This is a genomic window from Roseateles paludis (assembly GCF_039872745.1).
GTDB classification, from domain to species: domain Bacteria; phylum Pseudomonadota; class Gammaproteobacteria; order Burkholderiales; family Burkholderiaceae_C; genus Pelomonas; species Pelomonas paludis.
Window position 1 is genome coordinate 424,800 of sequence record NZ_JBDPZD010000002.1, and the last position, 18,483, is coordinate 443,282.

At 67.7% G+C, this 18,483-nt stretch carries 19 protein-coding genes; 17 read left to right on the plus strand and 2 right to left on the minus strand.

Annotation, left to right across the window (positions count from 1 at the left end; genetic code table 11):
• The 13 genes from ABDJ85_RS07855 to ABDJ85_RS07915 all read left to right on the plus strand — a co-directional run bounded on the left by ABDJ85_RS07855 (position 1) and on the right by ABDJ85_RS07915 (position 13,047).
• Positions 1-411, plus strand: coding sequence for a TIGR03750 family conjugal transfer protein (locus ABDJ85_RS07855; protein WP_086077270.1), 411 nt, complete (start codon positions 1-3; stop codon positions 409-411).
• Positions 408-1,082, plus strand: a complete 675-nt coding sequence (locus ABDJ85_RS07860) for a PFL_4703 family integrating conjugative element protein (protein WP_086077269.1) — start codon at positions 408-410, stop codon at positions 1,080-1,082. The genes ABDJ85_RS07855 and ABDJ85_RS07860 overlap by 4 nt, the downstream gene beginning before the upstream one ends.
• On the plus strand, positions 1,079-1,984 hold the full coding sequence (locus ABDJ85_RS07865; protein ID WP_347704207.1) for a TIGR03749 family integrating conjugative element protein: 906 nt from the start codon (positions 1,079-1,081) through the stop codon (positions 1,982-1,984). Before ABDJ85_RS07860 ends, ABDJ85_RS07865 begins: the two co-directional genes overlap by 4 nt.
• The gene (locus ABDJ85_RS07870) at positions 1,974-3,437 is read left to right on the plus strand and encodes a TIGR03752 family integrating conjugative element protein (protein WP_347704870.1); all 1,464 of its coding nucleotides are present in this window, start codon (positions 1,974-1,976) and stop codon (positions 3,435-3,437) included. Before ABDJ85_RS07865 ends, ABDJ85_RS07870 begins: the two co-directional genes overlap by 11 nt.
• Positions 3,418-3,852 carry a TIGR03751 family conjugal transfer lipoprotein gene (locus tag ABDJ85_RS07875; RefSeq protein WP_347704208.1) on the plus strand — a complete coding sequence of 145 codons (435 nt, stop codon included), beginning with the start codon at positions 3,418-3,420 and terminating at the stop codon, positions 3,850-3,852. The genes ABDJ85_RS07870 and ABDJ85_RS07875 overlap by 20 nt, the downstream gene beginning before the upstream one ends.
• Positions 3,852-6,737, plus strand: a complete 2,886-nt coding sequence (locus ABDJ85_RS07880) for a conjugative transfer ATPase (RefSeq protein WP_347704209.1) — start codon at positions 3,852-3,854, stop codon at positions 6,735-6,737. The genes ABDJ85_RS07875 and ABDJ85_RS07880 overlap by 1 nt, the downstream gene beginning before the upstream one ends.
• A gap of 12 nt (positions 6,738-6,749) precedes the next feature.
• A complete protein-coding gene (locus tag ABDJ85_RS07885; RefSeq protein WP_347704210.1) occupies positions 6,750-7,490 on the plus strand; it encodes a DsbA family protein in 741 nt (246 codons plus the stop codon).
• A gap of 195 nt (positions 7,491-7,685) precedes the next feature.
• Positions 7,686-8,180: a RadC family protein gene (radC, locus tag ABDJ85_RS07890; RefSeq protein WP_347704211.1), complete on the plus strand. Its 495-nt coding sequence runs from the start codon at positions 7,686-7,688 to the stop codon at positions 8,178-8,180.
• A gap of 182 nt (positions 8,181-8,362) precedes the next feature.
• A complete protein-coding gene (locus ABDJ85_RS07895) occupies positions 8,363-8,800 on the plus strand; it encodes a TIGR03757 family integrating conjugative element protein (RefSeq protein ID WP_347704212.1) in 438 nt (145 codons plus the stop codon).
• On the plus strand, positions 8,797-9,741 hold the full coding sequence (locus ABDJ85_RS07900) for a TIGR03756 family integrating conjugative element protein (RefSeq protein WP_347704213.1): 945 nt from the start codon (positions 8,797-8,799) through the stop codon (positions 9,739-9,741). Before ABDJ85_RS07895 ends, ABDJ85_RS07900 begins: the two co-directional genes overlap by 4 nt.
• 10 nt (positions 9,742-9,751) lie before the next feature.
• Entirely contained in the window at positions 9,752-11,158 is a 1,407-nt protein-coding gene (locus ABDJ85_RS07905; RefSeq protein WP_347704214.1) for an integrating conjugative element protein, read from the plus strand.
• Positions 11,155-11,508 carry a hypothetical protein gene (locus ABDJ85_RS07910; RefSeq protein WP_347704215.1) on the plus strand — a complete coding sequence of 118 codons (354 nt, stop codon included), beginning with the start codon at positions 11,155-11,157 and terminating at the stop codon, positions 11,506-11,508. The genes ABDJ85_RS07905 and ABDJ85_RS07910 overlap by 4 nt, the downstream gene beginning before the upstream one ends.
• 15 nt (positions 11,509-11,523) lie before the next feature.
• Entirely contained in the window at positions 11,524-13,047 is a 1,524-nt protein-coding gene (locus ABDJ85_RS07915) for a conjugal transfer protein TraG N-terminal domain-containing protein (protein WP_347704216.1), read from the plus strand.
• A gap of 7 nt (positions 13,048-13,054) precedes the next feature.
• Here ABDJ85_RS07915 and ABDJ85_RS07920 read toward each other — a convergent pair whose 3' ends face one another.
• Complete coding sequence (locus tag ABDJ85_RS07920) at positions 13,055-13,420, minus strand: DUF3742 family protein (RefSeq protein ID WP_430765523.1); 366 nt, start codon at positions 13,418-13,420, stop codon at positions 13,055-13,057.
• A 231-nt stretch (positions 13,421-13,651) separates the two neighbouring features.
• On the opposite strand from ABDJ85_RS07920, the gene ABDJ85_RS07925 reads away from it, so the two are divergent.
• From ABDJ85_RS07925 to mobH, 3 genes are all read left to right on the plus strand, one after another.
• Positions 13,652-14,410: a type IV toxin-antitoxin system AbiEi family antitoxin domain-containing protein gene (locus ABDJ85_RS07925; RefSeq protein WP_347704871.1), complete on the plus strand. Its 759-nt coding sequence runs from the start codon at positions 13,652-13,654 to the stop codon at positions 14,408-14,410.
• Complete coding sequence (locus ABDJ85_RS07930; protein WP_347704218.1) at positions 14,403-15,323, plus strand: nucleotidyl transferase AbiEii/AbiGii toxin family protein; 921 nt, start codon at positions 14,403-14,405, stop codon at positions 15,321-15,323. The genes ABDJ85_RS07925 and ABDJ85_RS07930 overlap by 8 nt, the downstream gene beginning before the upstream one ends.
• 204 nt (positions 15,324-15,527) lie before the next feature.
• A complete protein-coding gene (mobH, locus tag ABDJ85_RS07935) occupies positions 15,528-17,375 on the plus strand; it encodes a MobH family relaxase (protein WP_347704219.1) in 1,848 nt (615 codons plus the stop codon).
• A 26-nt stretch (positions 17,376-17,401) separates the two neighbouring features.
• Here the strand turns inward: mobH and ABDJ85_RS07940 are convergent, their stop codons facing one another.
• The gene (locus ABDJ85_RS07940; protein ID WP_003282197.1) at positions 17,402-17,701 is read right to left on the minus strand and encodes a helix-turn-helix domain-containing protein; all 300 of its coding nucleotides are present in this window, start codon (positions 17,699-17,701) and stop codon (positions 17,402-17,404) included.
• Positions 17,702-17,806: 105 nt separating this feature from the next.
• Here ABDJ85_RS07940 and ABDJ85_RS07945 point away from each other — a divergent pair, with 105 nt between their 5' ends.
• Complete coding sequence (locus ABDJ85_RS07945; RefSeq protein ID WP_347704220.1) at positions 17,807-18,433, plus strand: substrate-binding domain-containing protein; 627 nt, start codon at positions 17,807-17,809, stop codon at positions 18,431-18,433.
• The last annotated feature ends 50 nt before the right edge of the window (positions 18,434-18,483 follow it).

The window sequence follows — 18,483 nt, forward strand, 5'->3', positions numbered from 1 at the left end:
ATGGCCACCCCCGCGGAGACAGCGCGCGATGCGCTGGTGACGTTCCTGCCGCACCGGTTGAATCGCCAGCCGGTGGTCGTGCGCGGACTGACCGCCGATGAGCTGTGGATCTGCGCTGGCCTGTCGGCGGCCGCCGGGCTCGTGCTCGGTGTGCCATTGGCCTGGCTGACGCGCAGCATTGCCATGGTGCCTACGCTGATCGTCGCCGGCATCGCGCTCGGCGTCTTCGTCGGCGGTGGCTTCCTGCGCAGCCAGAAGCGCGGCCGGCCCGACACCTGGCTGTACCGGCAGCTTCAGTGGCGGTTGACCTTGCGCTATCCAGTGCTCGCCGCTCACCTGGGCGGGTGCCGTCTGATCATCCGCACGGGCTGGTGGAGCACACGGCGCACGGCCCACCGAGGTGCGGCATGAGCCGTTTCAAGAATGAGGTCGCGCACCTGCAGGCACACGTGAAGACGCTGCGCCTGGGCGGCGCGGCGCTGTTTGTGGTGGCGCTGCTGCTCGGCTTCGGCTGGTGGAGCGCGCCGCGCGATCTGACCATCCACGTGCCCCCCGACCTGCGCTCGGGCAGCGTGCGCAAGTGGTGGGACGTGCCGCCCGAGAGCGTGTACGCGTTCAGCTTCTACATCTGGCAGCAGGTGCAGCGCTGGCCCACCAACGGCGAGACCGACTACCCGCGCAACCTGCACGCGCTGTCGGCCTACCTGACGCCGAGCTGCCGGGCCTTCCTGCAACAGGACTACGAGTACCGTCGCGCAAGCGGCGAGCTGCGGCAGCGCGTGCGCGGCATCTACGAGATTCCCGGCCGCGGCTATGGCGACAGCCCCAGCACGCGCGTCAAGGCGGTTTCCGACCGCGATTGGATCGTCACGCTGGACGTGAGCGCCGACGAGTACCACGGCTCCGAGCAGGTCAAGCGTGCCCTGGTGCGCTACGCCCTGAAGGTTGTGCGCATGGACGTCGATCCCGAGCGCAACCCCTTCGGCCTGGCGCTGGACTGCCATGCCAGCGCGCCTCAGCGCATCGAGACGTCACCGACGCCCGGCGCCGCATCCGGCCACTCGCAGGGAGACTCCCCATGAAACGCCATGCCCTGTCGGCCTCTGCCGGCGTCTTGCTGTGGCTCGCGCTCGCGCCGGCTCAGGCTGAAGAAATCCTGCGCTGGGAACGCCTGCCGCTGGCGGTGCCGCTGGTGGTCGGCCAGGAGCGCGTGATCTTCATCGACCGCAACGTGCGTGTCGGCGTACCGGACAGCGCGGCCGCGCACCTGCGGGTGCAGAGCGCCGGCGGCGCGATCTACCTGCGGGCGAGCGAGCCGCTGCCGCCGACGCGGCTGCAGTTGCAGGACGTGGAGTCCGGCGCGCTGATTCTCCTCGACATCGCCGCCGAACCAGCGCAGGACGGACAGCCCCCGCTGGAGCCGGTGCGCATCGTGGACGCGCAGCAGTCGCCCGCCACGCGCTACGGCGGCGAGGCGGTCAGCGCCACGGAAGCCGCCGCACCGGATCGGCCAGTGCGCAAGCGCGAAACACCCGCTCCGGTCGTGCTGACACGTTACGCCGCGCAGAATCTGTACGCGCCGTTGCGTACCGTCGAGCCGGTCGCCGGGATCGGCCGCGTGAACCTGCGCCGCGACCTCCCGCTGGACACCCTGCTGCCGACGCTGCCGGTGCAGGCGCGGGCCTTGGCCGCCTGGCGGCTCGAAGACCAGTGGGTGACGGCGGTGCGGCTCACCAACACGGCGGCGCGCTGGCTGGACCTCGATCCGCGTGCGCTGCAGGGCAATTTCGTGGCGGCCACCTTCCAGCACCCGAACCTGGGGCCGGCCGGCCACGCGTCCGACACCACCGTGGTCTACCTGGTCACGCGCGGCCGCGGTCTGGCCGAGGCGCTGCTGCCCAGGCTGAGCCCCATCGACGCCAGCGTGAATCTGCCGCCGTCCGGTGCCGCCGGCACGGCAGGAGGAGCGTCTGATGAAAAGTAACCCGCTGCTCAAGTGGCTGCTGATCCCCGTGATCCTGCTGCTGGTGTTCGTCGGCATCAAGCTGTTCTCCGGCCCCGCCGGCCAGCGGCCCGCGCTGTCGGGCACGGCCAACCCGCTCACGCCCGAGGAGATGAAGGCCCTGGGCATCGAGGGCGACACGCCGCGCGACACGGTGGCCACGCTGGTCGCGCAGGTGAAACAGTTGCGCACCGAACTGCAGACCGCGCTGGGCGACAACCGGCAGCAGAAGACCGAGAACGAGCGCCTGCGCACCCGCGAGAGCGCGATCGACCAGCGCATCCAGACCGCGCTCGAAAGCGAACGCAGCCGCTTGCAGCAGGAACGCGAGCAGGTGGTGAGCGAGAAGCAGCAGACCCAGGGGTTGCTGCAGGATCTGCAGCAGCGGCTCGATGGCCTCTCCGGCAAAGGCGGCCAGGTCGACCTGCCCGTCGGGCTGGGCCTGGAAGAAGGCGACGGCAAGCGCTTCGGCAACAATGACGGCAGCAGCGCAGGCAACGGCACACATTGGGTCGAACCGGGCGATGCCAAGACCGATGCCCGCAACAGCAGCAAGGAACCGAGCTTTCCGCTGAGCTTCGGCCCGGCGCAGAAAACCCTGTCGGCCGCCGCGGAGTCCGTCGCCGACGCCGGCGGGCGTGCGGTGGTCGGCGCCGTGGGTGCTACCACGACGCCGTTCTACACGGTGCCGCGCAATGCAACGCTGATGGGTTCGGTGGCGATGACGGCGCTGATCGGCCGCGTGCCCATCGACGGCACGGTCAATGACCCGTACCCCTTCAAGGTGCTGATCGGCCCGGACAACCTGACGGCAAACGGCATCGACATCCCCGACGTGGCCGGCGCCGTGGTCAGCGGCACGGCCTCGGGCGACTGGACGCTTTCGTGCGTGCGCGGGCAAATCCGTTCGGTCACTTTCGTGTTCCACGACGGCACCATCCGCACCGTGCCCGAGGACGGCAACCGGGACCAGCGCGGCGGGCAAGCCAGCGCCAACAGCACGACGAGTGCCACGCAAGGCGGCCTGGGCTGGATCAGCGATCCCTACGGCATTCCCTGCGTCAGCGGCGAGCGGCGCAGCAACGCGCAGCAGTACCTCGGCAGCCAGGCGCTGATCACTGCGGCCGGCGCGGGCGCGGCCTCGCTCATCAAATCCGACAACGGCAGCGTCGCCGTGGTCGCCAACGGCAACGGCTCGCTCGGCACGGTCGGCATCGGCGGCAACGAAGCGATGGGCCGCATCCTGGCCGGTGGCGTGCGCGACATGGCCGACTGGGTCAACAAGTTGTATGGCCAGGCCTTCGCGGCCGTCTACGTGCAGCCCGGCGCCAGGGTCGCCGTGCATCTGGAGCAGCCGCTCCACATCGACCACGACGCCCAGGGGCGTCGGGTGAACCACCGCATCGGAGAAGCCCATGCCTCGGACCTGGATTGACGCGACCGCCGTGCTGCTGGCGGCCGTCTTGCTCGGCGGCTGTGCGACCAGCAAGGAGAAGCTGCTGCCCCACGGCCACAACACAATGCTCGACATCTGGCAGCAGGAGACCGGCGGCGGCGAAGGCGGCGGCCCCACCGCACGGCAACTGCTCGACGCACGCCAAGGCCTGCGCCGGCCGCTGAACGAAGCCGACGTGCAGGCCACGCCCGCCGTGCAGGAGCGCTACACGCGTACCGCGAGCAACGAAATCTACCGGCAGTTTCATCGCCTGCCGAATCCCGACTTGGTGATGTACGTGTTCCCGCATCTGGCCGGCACCGACCCGGTGCCGGTGCCCGGTTACAGCACGGTGTTCCCGTTGTACCAGCGCGTGCAGTACGCAATGCCCGGCGAGCGGGTGGAGGACTATTGATGGCTTGGTCGATGCCGTGGCCGCGCAAGGGAGCCGCTCCTCCGGCGGATGGTGCGCAGGCGGCGGACGACGCCTGGGCGCAGCATGTCGCGACGCTGGCCGCGCAGGGCATACCCGAGCCCGGCGGCGCGCTCGCCGGCCAGCGCCGGCCCGCAACCCAGGCCGACCACGATGCGCTCTACACCGTCGCGCCGTCGTTCGCGGACATGCTGCCGTGGGCCGAGTACCTGCCGGGCTCGAAGGCCATGCTGCTCGAAGATGGGCAGTCGGTGGCCGCGTTCTTCGAGCTGCTGCCAGTGGGCACTGAAGGCCGCGAGCTGGCCTGGCTGTGGCAGGCCCGCGATGCGCTGGAGAACGCCCTGCAGGACTCTTTCGACGAACTCGATGAGAACCCCTGGGTGGTGCAGCTCTACGCCCAGGATGAAGCCGATTGGAACCCCTACCTGAGCAACTTGGCGGGCTACGTGCAGCCGCGTGCGCGGGGCAGCGCGTTCAGCGAGTTCTACCAGCGCTTCTTTGCCCACCACCTGCGCGCCATCGCCAAGCCGGGCGGGCTGTTCGAGGACACCACCGTCACCCGCCTGCCGTGGCGCGGCCAGGTGCGGCGCGTGCGTATGGTGGTCTACCGCCGCACGCCCACGGCTGCGGCCACGCGGCGCGGCCAGTCGCCCGAGCAGGCGCTGACCACGATCTGCGACCGGCTGGTGGGCGGGCTGGCGAATGCCGGCGTGAAGGCCCGGCGGCTCGGCGCGGCGGACATCCACGCCTGGCTGCTGCGCTGGTTCAACCCGCATCCGACCCTGCTCGGCCCGAGCGCCGAAGACCGCGAGCGCTTCTATGCGCTGACCCGCTACCCCGACGAGACCGAGGAGGGCGAAGTCGAACTCGCCAGCGGCACCGACTTCGCGCAGCGACTGTTCTTCGGCCCGCCGCGCTCGGATGTCGAGCAGGGCCTGTGGTTCTTCGATGGGCTCCCGCATCGCGTCATCGTGATGGATCGCCTGCGCATGCCGCCGGCGACCGGACACCTGACGGGCGAGACGCGCAAGGGCGGCGACGCCATGAACGCGCTGTTCGACCAGATGCCGGAAGACACGGTGATGTGCCTGACCGTGGTGGCGACACCGCAGGACGTGCTGGAAAGCCATCTCAATCACCTCGCCAAGAAGGCCGTCGGCGAAACCCTGGCCTCCGAACAGACGCGCGCGGACGTGCAGCAGGCCCGCGGCCTGATCGGCAGCGCCCACAAGCTCTACCGCGGCGCGCTGGCGTTCTACCTGCGTGGTCGAGATCAGGCTCAGCTCGACGCGCGCGGCCTGCAGCTCGTCAATGTGATGCTCAACGCGGGCCTGCAGCCGGTGCGCGAGGAAGACGAGGTGGCGCCGCTGAACAGCTACTTGCGCTGGCTGCCCTGCGTCTACGACCCGACCGCCGACAAGCGCGGGTGGTACACGCAGCTCATGTTCGCGCAGCACGCTGCGAACCTGGCGCCGGTCTGGGGCCGCAGCCAGGGCACAGGCCACCCCGGCATCACCTTCTTCAATCGCGGCGGCGGCACGATCAGCTTCGACCCACTGAACCGGCTCGACCGGCAGATGAATGCGCATCTGTTCTTGTTCGGTCCCACGGGTTCCGGCAAATCCGCGACCCTCAACAACCTGCTCAACCAGGTCACCGCCATCTACCGGCCGCGGCTGTTCATCGTCGAAGCGGGCAACTCGTTCGGGCTGTTCGGCGACTTCGCCGTGCGCCTTGGGCTCAGCGTCAACCGCGTGAAGCTCGCACCAGGCTCGGGCGTCAGCCTGGCCCCGTTTGCCGATGCCTGGCGCCTGGTCGATACGCCGGGCCAGGTGCAGACCCTCGACGCCGACGCGCTCGACGAGGACCGCGCCGAAACTGCTGCGGCGATGGAAGGCGACGAGCAGCGCGACGTGCTCGGCGAGTTGGAGATCACGGCGCGGCTGATGATCACGGGCGGTGAAGAGCGCGAGGAAGCGCGCATGACGCGCGCCGACCGCAGCCTGATCCGCCAGTGCATCCTCGACGCGGCGCGGCGCTGCGTGGCCGAGCAACGCACGGTGCTCACGCGGGACGTGCGCGACGCGCTGCGCGAGCGCAGCCGCGATGCCACGCTGCCGGAGACCCGGCGGGCGCGGCTGCAGGAGATGGCGGACGCGATGGATATGTTCTGCCAGGGCGTGGACGGTGAGATGTTCGACCGTCCGGGAACACCGTGGCCCGAGGCGGACATCACGATCGTGGATCTCGCCACCTTCGCCCGCGAGGGCTACAACGCGCAGCTCTCCATTGCCTACATCTCGCTGATCAACACGGTGAACAACATCGCCGAGCGGGACCAGTACCTGGGCCGACCCATCGTCAATGTGACGGACGAAGGCCACATCATCACCAAGAACCCGCTGCTCTCGCCGTACATCGTCAAGATCACCAAGATGTGGCGCAAGCTCGGCGCCTGGTTCTGGCTGGCCACGCAGAACCTCGACGACCTGCCCAAGGCGGCCGAGCCCATGCTCAACATGATCGAGTGGTGGATCTGCCTGTCGATGCCGCCGGACGAGGTGGAGAAGGTCGCGCGCTTCCGTGAACTCAACGCTTCGCAGAAGGCGCTGATGCTGTCGGCGCGCAAGCAGGCCGGCGCCTTCTCGGAGGGCGTCATCCTCTCCAAGAGCATGGAAGTGCTGTTCCGCGCCGTGCCGCCCAGCCTCTACCTGGCGATGGCGATGACCGAACCGGAGGAGAAGGCCGAGCGCTACCAGCTCATGCAACAGCATGGCATCAACGAACTGGATGCCGCCTTCCGCGTGGCCGAGAAGATCGACCGTGCGCGGGGCATCGAGCCGCTGGCGCTGGATGCATTGGCCTGAAGGAGGAACAGCATGTGCCTGTCTTCGTTCACTCGACGCCATACCTCGGTCGCGCTGCTGGTCGCGGTGGTGGGCGCCGCCGGGTGGTTGCTCCTGCGCACGCCCGATGCGGCCCCGGAGTTCACGCATCCAATCACGACCGTGTCCGAGCCACCAAAGCCGGCCGGACCGCCGTGGCTGTACGGCCGCAGCGATGCCCGCTTCACGGTGGTCGGTTACGCCGACCTGGAGTGCCCGTACTGCCGGGCGTACTTCCCGACGCTCCAGCGCTGGATCGACACCCACCCCGAGGTGAACTGGCAGTGGCATCACCTGCCGCTGCCCATGCACGAGCCCGCCGCGACCGCCGGGGCACGCCTGGCCGAGTGCGCGGGCGAGGTGGGCGGGCATGCCGCGTTCTGGCAGGCGGTGGCGTGGCTCTACGCGCACACCCGCGGCGACGGCCAGGGCCTGCCGGAGGGCCTGCGCTATCCCGACCTCACGCCAACCCTGCAGCAGTGCCTCGACAGCGAGCGGCCCGACACCGTGATCCGCGCCCAGGCCGCGGAGGCGGCACGACAGAGCATTGCCGCCACGCCGGCCTTGCAACTGCGCGACCGCGAGTCAGGCAAGACGCTCCTGCTGCACGGCCCCATGGACGGCGACGCCTTGCTCTCGGCCATCGACCTGCTGGCTGCCAGCGACACGGCGGGCGCCGAGTCCTCACATCCCCCAGACATGCCCACCAGCGTTGCTGGCGACATGCCCAGGTAGCCATCGATCTTCGAGGCTACGGCGCGGCTTGTCCGCGTTGATCGAAACCCGTTCGCATCGCATCCCTTGACGCGAACAGCCACTGCTTCCGCGGTGGTGGATGCCCGCTCGTCACCTGTTCCATCCCCATCGTCCCCAGGAGGGTTTGCCCTCCAGGGGCAGGCGCCCTCCGATCTCATCCATTGGAGGTTCGTCATGTCTCTCGTCATCGCCGACTCCCGCCCGGAGTCGCTCACCCTGATCGCCGCCCAGCACGAAGACTGGATCATTCGGCAGGCCATCACCCTGCTGGAGAACCGCGTGTTCAAGGCCGGTCCAGCGCTGGGCAGTCCCGCCGCCGTGCGTGACTACCTGCGCCTGAAACTGGTCGCGGAGCCGAACGAAATCTTCGCCGTCGTGTTCCTCGACAGCCAGCACCAGGTGCTCGCCTTTGAGCCGCTGTTCAAGGGCACGGTCGACCAGACTTCGGTGTATCCGAGGGTGGTTGTCCAGCGTGCGCTGATGCTCAACGCTTCGGCGCTGATCCTGGCGCATCAGCACCCCTCGGGGAACACCGAGCCCTCGGCCGCTGATCGTGCGATCACCGAGCGGCTGAAGAGCGCCCTGGCCACCGTCGATGTCCGGGTGCTGGATCACTTCATCGTCGGCAAGGGCACGCCGTATTCGTTCGCCGAGCAAGGCCTGCTGTAGCCGCGTCCTTCCATTGCGCCGCAACGGTGCTCGTCTGTTGTCCTCCACGGGAGCCTTCGGCTCCCGTTCTCTTTGGGCGCCGGCTTGCAGGAAATCGGAGCCCGCCGGTGTCGGATTCTTTGTCGCTCGCGGGCTGGCCTTGCGCTCGACTACAGGCTGCATCGACTCCGCGGAGGCGCGACATGCCGGCTCTTTCACTCGATCTTCCCGCCGCCTCACGGCGCCCTCTGGCCGCTGTGCTGTGCCTGGCGCTGCTCGCACCGGTCGCGGTGGCGGCGGACATGCTCGTCGTCACCGACAGCCGTCATCCGGTGCAGGCCCCGGCCGGCGTGCGCGTCATCGAGCTGGACCAGCCGGCGCACATCGAGGCCGAACTCACGGCGCGCCTGCCCGCTGACCCAGCCCAGGCGGAGGCCCTGGTACGGCAGCGGCTGCTCGATGGCGGCGTCGACCTGCAGCGCCGCATCGGCCAGGCCTATCAGGGCGTCGCCGATGCCTGGGGACTGGGCATCGTCAAGATCCCTGCCGTGGTGGTCGATCGGCGCTACGTGGTCTACGGCGAGCCCGACGTGGCCCACGCCGTCGCGCGCATCGACGCCTACCGGAGCGCACGGCCATGAGCCGCCTGATGACTTCCCGGCGCCTGCGCGCCATCGTCACCTCGCTGATGCTGGGCGCGGCCACCTCGGCGTTCGCCCTGAACACCGCCACCATCGTCTCGTCGGCGTTGTCGCCCGACTGCCTGGAGTACCGCGTCGTCGGCATCTGCTACTGGCTGTACTGCACGCCGTTCGGCTGCTCGGTGCGCACCTCGGTGAAGGTACGCCACTACGTGCCCGATGCCGTCGTGTCGAGCTACAGCAACACGGGCGAGAACCCCTGGCTGGAAGTGCGGGCGATGAGCATGCCGAATCCGACCGCCAAAGCCGGCGGCGACGGCACCACCAACCATGACAACGAGAACAACCTGGCGAAGTTCAAGAACGCTGACGTGATCGGCCACCCCGCCGGTCTGGTATTCAGCCAGTTCGCCGCCGCCTCGGGCTACTCCTGCGAGGGTGCGGGCACGGCCTTCATGCCCTACCTGCTGAGCACGCTCGATACCATCGCCTGGCGCTACAACATCCCCGAAGCGTTCTATCCCGAAGCGCTGATTCCCGGACGGCGCGAGATCGGCACGCGCGCCGGCCTGAACCTGTGGGGCAACGTCTATCCGCGCGGCGGCTTCCTACACCAGACCGACGACCACAAGAGCGGCGCCGTGGTCGCGCAGCGCGCGGGCGACATCGTGACGCGCCGCAACCAGATTCACGTGTACCAGCCCCTGCTGGCCAACGCCCGTGACGGCTACTGGCCGGCCGGCGCGCTGATGGAGACCGACGCCTCGACGGGCAAGTGGCAGGAGCTGACGCCCACGCTCTCGAACAGTTGCGTGGTCTTCCCGCACAGCCGCACCCGCGTGCAGGCCCAGCAAGGCGACTACGCCTGGGCCTTGTGGCGGCCGTACTCCTGCTGCCGGCGCCGTGGCCAGGTCTTCCTCGGCAGCGTCGATTTCATGTGAGGAACCCACGATGAACGCCTCCCTCCCTGACTTCCTGCGCCGCGCGAAGTCGCACCTGCGGGCCACGCTGCTCGTGGCGACCATCACGATGGCCGTCGGCGCCGCCTGGGCGCAGACCCGCATCGACCCCAATGGCGTAAACGTCAGCGGCAGCGTGATCGGCGACGACGTGCTCTACAGCATCGGCGGCGGTCGGGCCGTGTCCATGGGCGGTGCGGGGAACATGCAGAGCATCGGTGTCGGCATCGGCTGGAACAGCAACCTCATCTGCGGCGACATGAGCATCACCACGACGCTGCAGAACCAGTTGAACGGCATCACCAACGGCTTCCAGACGATCATGTCGAACGTGATCCAGAACGCCACCGCTGCGGTGGCGTCGCTGCCGGCGCTGATCATCCAGCGCGCAGATCCCGGGCTCTACAACCTGCTCACCAACGGCATCCTGCAGGCGCGGCTGGACTTTGACCGCTCCAAGATGACCTGCCGTGCGATCGCCGAGCGGATGGCCGACATGGCTGGCGGCCAAGCCGGCTGGAACCAGCTCGCCGAGGGCCTCGCGCTGCGCGATGCGGTCGCCAGCACCGATGCCGTATCCGCCATCGAGCAGGCCGAGACCAACCGGGGCAACAACGGCGTGCCCTGGGTTGGCGGCAGCAATGCCGGCGGCAACGGCCAAAGCTCGATCAAGGTGGTGGGCGACGTGACCCGTGTGGGCTACAACCTGCTCAACGGCCGCAGCGTCGGCGATACGTCGCCGATTGCGTCCAGCGCCTGCGGCAACCGCCTGACCTGCCAGACTTGGCCATCGCCGCAGGCGGCCTCGGCCTGGGCGATCCGCGTGCTGGGCGAGCGTGAGCAGCGCACCTGCGAGAGCTGCACCAAGACGCAGACCACCCCAGGCGTCGGGCTCACGCCGATGATCCAGGAAGAGTACGAAACCAAGCTGCAGGCGCTGCAAGAGCTGGTGACAGGGGCGCGGCCGACGACGCCGGCCCATCTCGAAGCCGCCGGCAGCAGCTCGCTGCCGATCACCCGTGGCGTGATCGAAGCGCTACGCGACGAGCCCGATCAGGACGTGCTGGGCCGGCGTCTCGCATCCGAGGCCGCACTGTCGAGCGTGCTGGAAAAAGCCTTGCTGCTGCAGCGCACGCTGCTGACGGGCAAGAAGGAGCCCAACGTCGCCGCCAACGAGCTGGCCGTGCAGGCGGTCGATCAGGAGAACGCCGCGCTGGAGCAAGAGATCAACAACCTCAAGACCGAGCTGGAGCTGCGGCGCACGTTGGCCGGCAACTCGGCGATGGCGATCATCCAGCGCCACAGCACCCGCGCCGCCGGCTCGCGCGGCGTCTTCGAGGGCGACACCACGCGCGACCGTCTGCGGGAAGTCCAGAAACCGCGGAGCGGTACGCCATGAGCCGGCTGGCCTGGCTGCGGCTGCCATGGCTGTTCAACCGCCGCGTCGGCGTGGCGCTGCTGTGGACCTTGCTGGTGGTGGCCGCGGCGACGGTGGTGAACATCGCGGGCATCCACGTGGTCGGCGGCGTCGAGGGCTGGCAGCACTGGCTGCAGGCGCACGCTGGCCACTTCTTCGTGTGGCGGCTGTGCCTCTACGGAGCGACGGCTTACGGCTGGTGGTGGATGCGTCGGCGCCTGTTGCGGCGGGAGCCCTCCCGCGAGACGCATCAGCGCCTGCTGCGCACGGAGATCGCGGCCGTGACAGCCCTCGTGCTGCTGGAAGGCAGCCAGTTGCTGCGGCACGGCTGAGACCGGGAGACGGGCATGACGCTCTACACCACGGATTATCTGGAGTATTACCTGACCCTGGTGGCTTGGGTGGTCAACAACGGCATCTGGAGCATCCTCGTGGCCAGCGGCGTGTTCGCGCTGCCGTTCGTGGCCATCGTGATCCAGGAATGGCTCAAGGCCCGCAGCGAAGGCGCGGACGAAGGCAACAAGGGCGTGCTGTCGTCGATGCGCATCGAGAACCGGGTGTGGGTGGCGATCGTGGTCATCCTGTTCGCCGGCATCCCGTTCATCCCGGTGGATCTCGCCACGATCAAGTTCGACACCACGCGCTCCGCGCAATGCCAGGTCAACGTCCCGCTGCCCAACGACACGGGCTGGTCCAACGTCTACACGGCGCTCAACGATCAGAGCGCGCTGGTGCCGGTGTGGTGGTTCTTCATGCATGCGCTGTCGAAAGCCGTGACGGGCGCCGCGGTGGCGGCGATTCCCTGCGGCACGGACCTGCGTCAGATCCGCATGGATGTCGATGCCACGCGCATCGACGATCCGGTGCTGGCACAGGAGGTCGCCGATTTCACGCACGACTGCTACGGGCCGTCGCGCGCCAAGCTGTTCATGAACCGACCGACGCTTTCCGACGAGCAGATGAACGACGTCACCTGGATCGGGTCAAGTTACTTCCTCGACACGCCCGGCTTCTATGACACCTATCGCTCCAAGACCCCACGCACGGCCTGGCCCTACGACGCGACCCGCGATGCAGGGCTGGCACAGGTGGACAGCGGCGGCGGCTATCCGTCCTGCCGACAGTGGTGGGCCGATGGCGGCCAGGGACTGCGCAGCCGGCTGTTGGCACAGGTGGACCCGGATCTGCTGTCGCGCATCGGCCGCTGGGCAGGTTTCCTGTCGCAGAGCGAAGTGGACGACTCGGTGATCCGCGCCGTGGTGTCACCGCGACAGCAGAAGATGAACCAGGGCGCGGTCTACACCGACTACGGTGGGCAGATCGACAAGACCTTGCCGAACATCGTCACGCGCGGCGCGAGCGACCTGGGGTTGACCGTGGGCTCGCTGGGCTTCTTTCCGGCGATGGATGTGGTGCGCCAGGCGCTGCCGATGGTGCTGACGATGCTCAAGATGGCGCTCGTCATCTGCATCCCGCTGGTGCTGCTGATCGGCACCTACGACCTGAAGACGGTGGTGACGGTGAGCTGCGTTCAGTTCGCGCTGTTCTTCGTGGACTTCTGGTTCCAGCTCGCGCGCTGGATCGACAGCACGATCCTGGATGCGCTCTACGGCTGGGGGTTTGGCGCGGACAGGCCGCACACGAACTTCGACCCGCTGATCGGCTTGAACAACGCCTTTGGCGACATGTTGCTCAACTTCGTCATGGCGATGATGTTCATCGTGCTGCCGACGTTTTGGGTGATGGCATTGGCTTGGGCAGGCGTGCGCACGGGAAATATCGTGCAGGGGTTGTCCACCGCCACCTCGGACGCCAAGGGCGCTGGGGGGCGTGGCGCTGGTATGGCAATGAGCGCCGTATCGAAGAAGTGACCGCCGTTCAGTCGTCGTCGGTCACATGCGGGTCGATGCGCCAGTCGCTCTTGTCATAAAGCCCGAAGCCGTTGGGACCTTCCCTCCACTCGGGTTGCGGTTCCTCTTGATCAGGGTCGTCGTGCTGCACGAGCCATGCAGCAGTCACCGCAAAGGCAAGCAGCAGGGCCAGCCAGAACGCGGAGTAGAGCAGCGCACCGAGCACGGCGAGCTTGATGATCCAGAGCACCGCCGTGGTCGCGCCCGCAGGCACCCCGCGCGCCACCAGCCAGCCGGCGACACGCTGCTCGCGGCGCAGGTATCCACGCCAGGCACGGGCAGCCCCCCGGCCCAGCCGGTGGCTCCAGCGCCCGTTGTGCGTGTTGGTGGTCATGCTCATGTGCCTCGGTTTCAGTGGTGGTGCCTCACCTCAGGAGCGGCCGGTTGTGGCTTGCCCTCCAGCATAGACCGCGATCAGGAGGGCGGGTTGCGGCTGGCAGAGCCGGGTCGGCTTGGGTCGCAGGGCGATTAGATTCTGCATTAGAACTCAAATATGATGCTACTTTCCATGCGCGCTCTTGCGATGGTTCTAGGGATTGATTGGATTTCGTGCTATTTTTATAGCATGGATGGAAATTTTAGGCATCAGATAATCAAGCGACTGCAGGCGGGGCTCCCCCGCGGGGCGCCGTTCGACCTTGCCACCCTGAGCCAGTTCGGGGTGTCGCCACAGCTCGCCGCCCACTATGCCGACGGTGGGTGGCTCGTGCGCCTGGCCCATGGCGTCTATGCCTTCCCGAACGATGAGTTCGGGGTCTACGGTGCGCTGAAGTTCCTGCAACAGCGCGTGCCCGGCCTGCACGTCGGCGGCAAGAGCGCCCTGGCCCTGCAGGGTGTGCGGCACAACCTGGGCAGCCGGGAGACGCTGGTGCTATGGGGCGACGGTCGTTTCGCGTTGCCGGCCTGGTTCACCTCGCGCTTTCCGGCCCGCTACGTCCACGCCCGCCTGTTCGATTGGCCGGACACGGCGCTGGCCAGCAAGACCCTGACCACGCCGCCTGGCCTGCCCGAGGATCTGAGGGTGGCAGCCCCCGAGCGTGCCGTTCTGGAGCTGCTGTACGAAGCCGGCGTCAAGCAGGGCCTCGAAGAGGCCCGCAACATCTTTGATGGACTGCGTTCCCCCCGCAAGGACTTGCTCGGGCAACTGCTGTCCTGCTGCGCCAGCGTGAAGGCCGTGCGCCTGTTCCTCACCTGGGCGCGCGAGTCCAGCATCGTGGATGTCGATGCCCTGCTGGAGCAGTACCCGGTTCGCACCGGCAGCAACACGCGCTGGATGAGCCGGCTCGATGACGGCACCTTGCTGAGCCTGAGACCTCATGGATAAGACCTACGCGGACACCGTTCGCCTGCTGCTGGCCGTCGCGCCCGATGTTTTCGCGAATGGCATCTTCGCCATGAAGGGCGGCACGGCCATCAATCTCTTCGTGCAGGACATGCCACGCCTGTCGGTGGACATCGACGTGGTGTACCTCCCGTGGCAGACGCCGCGCGACGAAGCGCTGCAAGCCATCAACCAGGAGCTGGCCGCCATCGCCACGCGCGTTGCACCACTGGGTGTGCAGACACGCCTGGTTCGCGCCAAGGACCTGGGGGACACCAAGCTGATCGTCGAGAACGACGTCGGCCAAGTGAAGGTCGAGGTCAATGTCGTGTTCCGTGGCAGCGTGCTGCCCGTCGAGCGACGACCACTGAGCGCCAAGACCCGCGATCTGTTCGGCGTCGAGTTCGAGCTGCCGATCCTGGCGCCGGATGAACTGTACGCCAGCAAGCTGGTGGCTGCGCTGGATCGACAGCATCCGCGCGATCTGTTCGACGTGTGGCAGCTCTACGAATCGGGCGGCATCAGCGATGGCATGGTCGAGTGCTTCGTGGTCTACCTGGCCGGGCACAACCGGCCGCCCCACGAAGTGCTGTTCGGCAACGACAAGGACATCGCCGGCGAGTACGAACGGGCCTTTGTCGGTATGGCCGAAGTGGACTGCCCCTTGGACACGCTGCTGGACGCTCGCGCGCAGTTGCGACGCGAGTTGCAGCAACGGCTGACGAAGGCGCACAGGCGGTTCCTGAGCGGCCTGGTACGCGCAGAACCGGACTGGTCGCTGGTGCAATGCCAGCACGCTGCGCAACTGCCGGCACTGCGCTGGAAGCTCAACAACCTGGAGACCTTTCGCAAGAAGCGCCCCAAGGACTTCGCCGCGCAAGCCGCTGCGCTCGATGCCGGCCTGGGCCAGATCTGACGCGGCGACAGCAGTATTCCCGGCTTGCCGGGGTTGCCCCATGCCGCATTGATTGCGGCACGCGACACGCGCTGCCCCTATACCCAAAGGCTTCCGAAAAGGCCGCAAGGGCTGGGAAGGGGCAAGGGAATGGGGCCAAGGGGAAAGGCCCTACCCGAAAAGGCCAAAAGGCACCCCTGAGCAGCCCCTCATCCGAGGTTCGCCATGCTCTCGCTGTTTCGCAAACGGATGCTGCCGGCCTCCGGCGCACCATCCACTCCCTCCATCGAGACACCCAAAGGGCTGACGCGGCCCGAGTCGGCCGCATCGCTGCTGGCCACGCCGCGTCGGCAGAAACTGCTGGAACACATCTGGCAGCGCACATCGCTCTCGCGCCGACAGTTCGCCACGCTTTACCTCGCCCCACTTGAGCGCTACGCCGAGCTGGTCCAGCAGTTCCCGGCCTCCGAAAGCCACCACCACGCCTATCCGGGCGGCATGCTGGACCACGGCCTGGAGATCGTCGCCTATGCGCTGAAATTGCGGCAGTCATACCTGCTGCCTGCGGGCGTCACGCCGGAGGCACAGGCGGCCCAGGCCGAAGCCTGGACCGCAGGCACAGCTTACGCGGCCCTGCTGCACGACATCGGCAAGATTGCGGTCGATCTGCACGTCGAGCATGCCGACGGCAGCGTCTGGCATCCCTGGCACGGCCCACTGCGAAAACCCTACCGCTTCCGTTACCGAAAGGAGCGTGAGTACCGCCTGCACAGCGCCGCCACCGGGCTGCTCTACGCGCGCCTTCTCGATCGGGACATCTTCGACTGGCTCAGCGGCTATCCCGACCTCTGGACCGCGCTGCTGTACGTGCTGGCCGGCCAGTACGAGCACGCCGGCACGCTCGGCGAGCTGGTCGTGCAGGCCGACCAGGCATCGGTCGCCCAGGAACTCGGCGGCGATCCCAGCAAGGCGCTGGCGGCGCCCAAGCATGCGCTGCAACGCAAATTGCTCGACGGCCTGCGCTATCTGCTCAAGGAAGAGTTCAAGCTGAACCAGCCCCAGGCTTCGGACGGCTGGCTGACCCAGGACGCGCTCTGGCTGGTGAGCAAGACCGTCTCCGACAAACTGCGCGCACATCTGCTGTCGCAGGGTATCGATGGCATTCCGTCGAGCAATACGGCGGTGTTCAACGTGCTGCAGGATCACGGCATCGTGCAACCAACGCCGGATGGCAAGGCGATCTGGAAGGCTGCCGTCACCAGCGACGCCGGCTGGTCACACGCCTTCACCTTCCTGAAACTCTCGCCGGCGATGATCTGGGATGCCGCCGACCGGCCGGCGCCGTTCGCAGGCCGTGTGCAGGTCGAAGAGGAACAAGCGGAGCCGACGCCACAGGCGCCGGCGGTGGCCGATGGGCCGCGCGCGGAAGGCATCGAAGCGGCACCCGCGAGCACACCGCCGATGGCATGCGCTACCACAGACACCGGCGTGGCCGCGCTGCTCGACCTGCTGGGCGACACCGCTCCACCCACAGCACCGGAGATCCCAAGTTGCCCTGTTGCCGAGCCCGAGCCGGCCCCTTTGACCGTGCCACCGCCGCAGATGAGCCCCGCGCCTTCCCAGGATCGCGCGGAGCCCTCCGGGGCGCACTTCATGACCTGGCTGCGTCAGAGCATCCAGACGCGCAAGCTGATCATCAACGACGCCAAGGCCCTGGTGCATACCGTCGCCGGCACGGCCTACCTCGTCAGCCCCGGCGTGTTCCAGCGCTATGCACAGGAGTACCTTCAAGTCGCCGCGCTGGCCAAGCAGGAGGAGCTGGAGGGGTGGCAGTGGGTGCAGAAGCGATTCGAGAAGCTGGGGCAGCACCGCAAGCAGCCCAGCGGGCTGAACATCTGGACCTGCGAAGTCACAGGGCCGCGCAAGTCGCGCCGGCTGCACGGCTACCTGCTCGCCAGCCCGGATACGCTGTTCCAGGAGACGCCGCCAGACAACCCATACCTGCGGCTCCTCAACGAGGCCGCAAAGCGCGAAGATTCAGCCCTTGGGGGCAAGGACGCCGATCAGGCGTAGGCATGCGGCCGCTGTGCGGGCCGGCTTCAATCCGCGGATGGGGCCGACTCTGCCAGCTTGGCTTCGGTCAGGGTCATCAAGTGGGCGGAACTGCATTTCAGCGCACGGGCAATCTTGAGGATGAGAGGGAGCGTCGGGACATGCTCGCCGCGCTCGATCTTGCCCATGTGCGACCGTTCGATGCCGGCCATGTGGGCCAGCGTTTCCTGAGCAATACCCTGGTTGGTTCTCTCTTCCCGCACGGCAGCCCCAAACGCGATGGCTGGTTCCGCTTCGTAGGTAGTGGTGCCGGTGGGGCGGCCCCTTTGGATCGAACGCTTTGGCATTGCCAAGAGCGTCGAACACGGGCACGATTTAAACCACGTTAAACTTAACTCATTCAACGATTTCGAGATCAGTTGCGACGAGTTCACCGCCTGGGGGAGCTGGACGTGGAATCGAGTGATATCACCGCCGAAATTCGCATGGCCGTTCTCGGCGAATGGGTGCCTCCCCAACTCGCCGACGTGCTCGCCCTGCAGCGCGCCGAAGAGCCGGAGACCCATGCCGTCCTGGCCGGATGGACAGACCCCGGTCGCGGTGCGGAGCTGCCGGGCGACGGCTTCGACTTCGCCCTGTCTGCGGCTGCTTGGCAGTGGCCTGGCTGGATATGCGAGCCGCTGTGGCATGACACGCTGGCGGTCGCCGTGGCCAAGCGCTCCCACCTGCTGGCCTACCGTGAAGTGCCGCGCCAGGAAGTGCTCAGGCAGCCCTTGATCTGCTCGCAGTCCACGGCCGATGAACCATGGCGCATGACCGTACAGCGCGTGTTCGAGAACGCGCTGCAAGAGCGAGAGCAAACGGTGGCGACATTCGATGTGGCGATGACGCTGGTTGCCGCCGGGTACGGGATCGCCATTGCGCCTGCCGCGAGACTGGCGAGCTACCTACGCCGAGGCATCGCCGTGCGGCCGCTGGCCGGCGCACCAACGATCGTGATGGCTTACCTGCTCCGCCGCAACGCTTCCTTGTCAGACTCCCAGGAAAGATTCGCCCGCCGCGCGCGCTTGGTGTCCTGACTGACAAACGCGCGGGGATCGCGGTTTCGCCGCGATCCCGCATTCCTGCT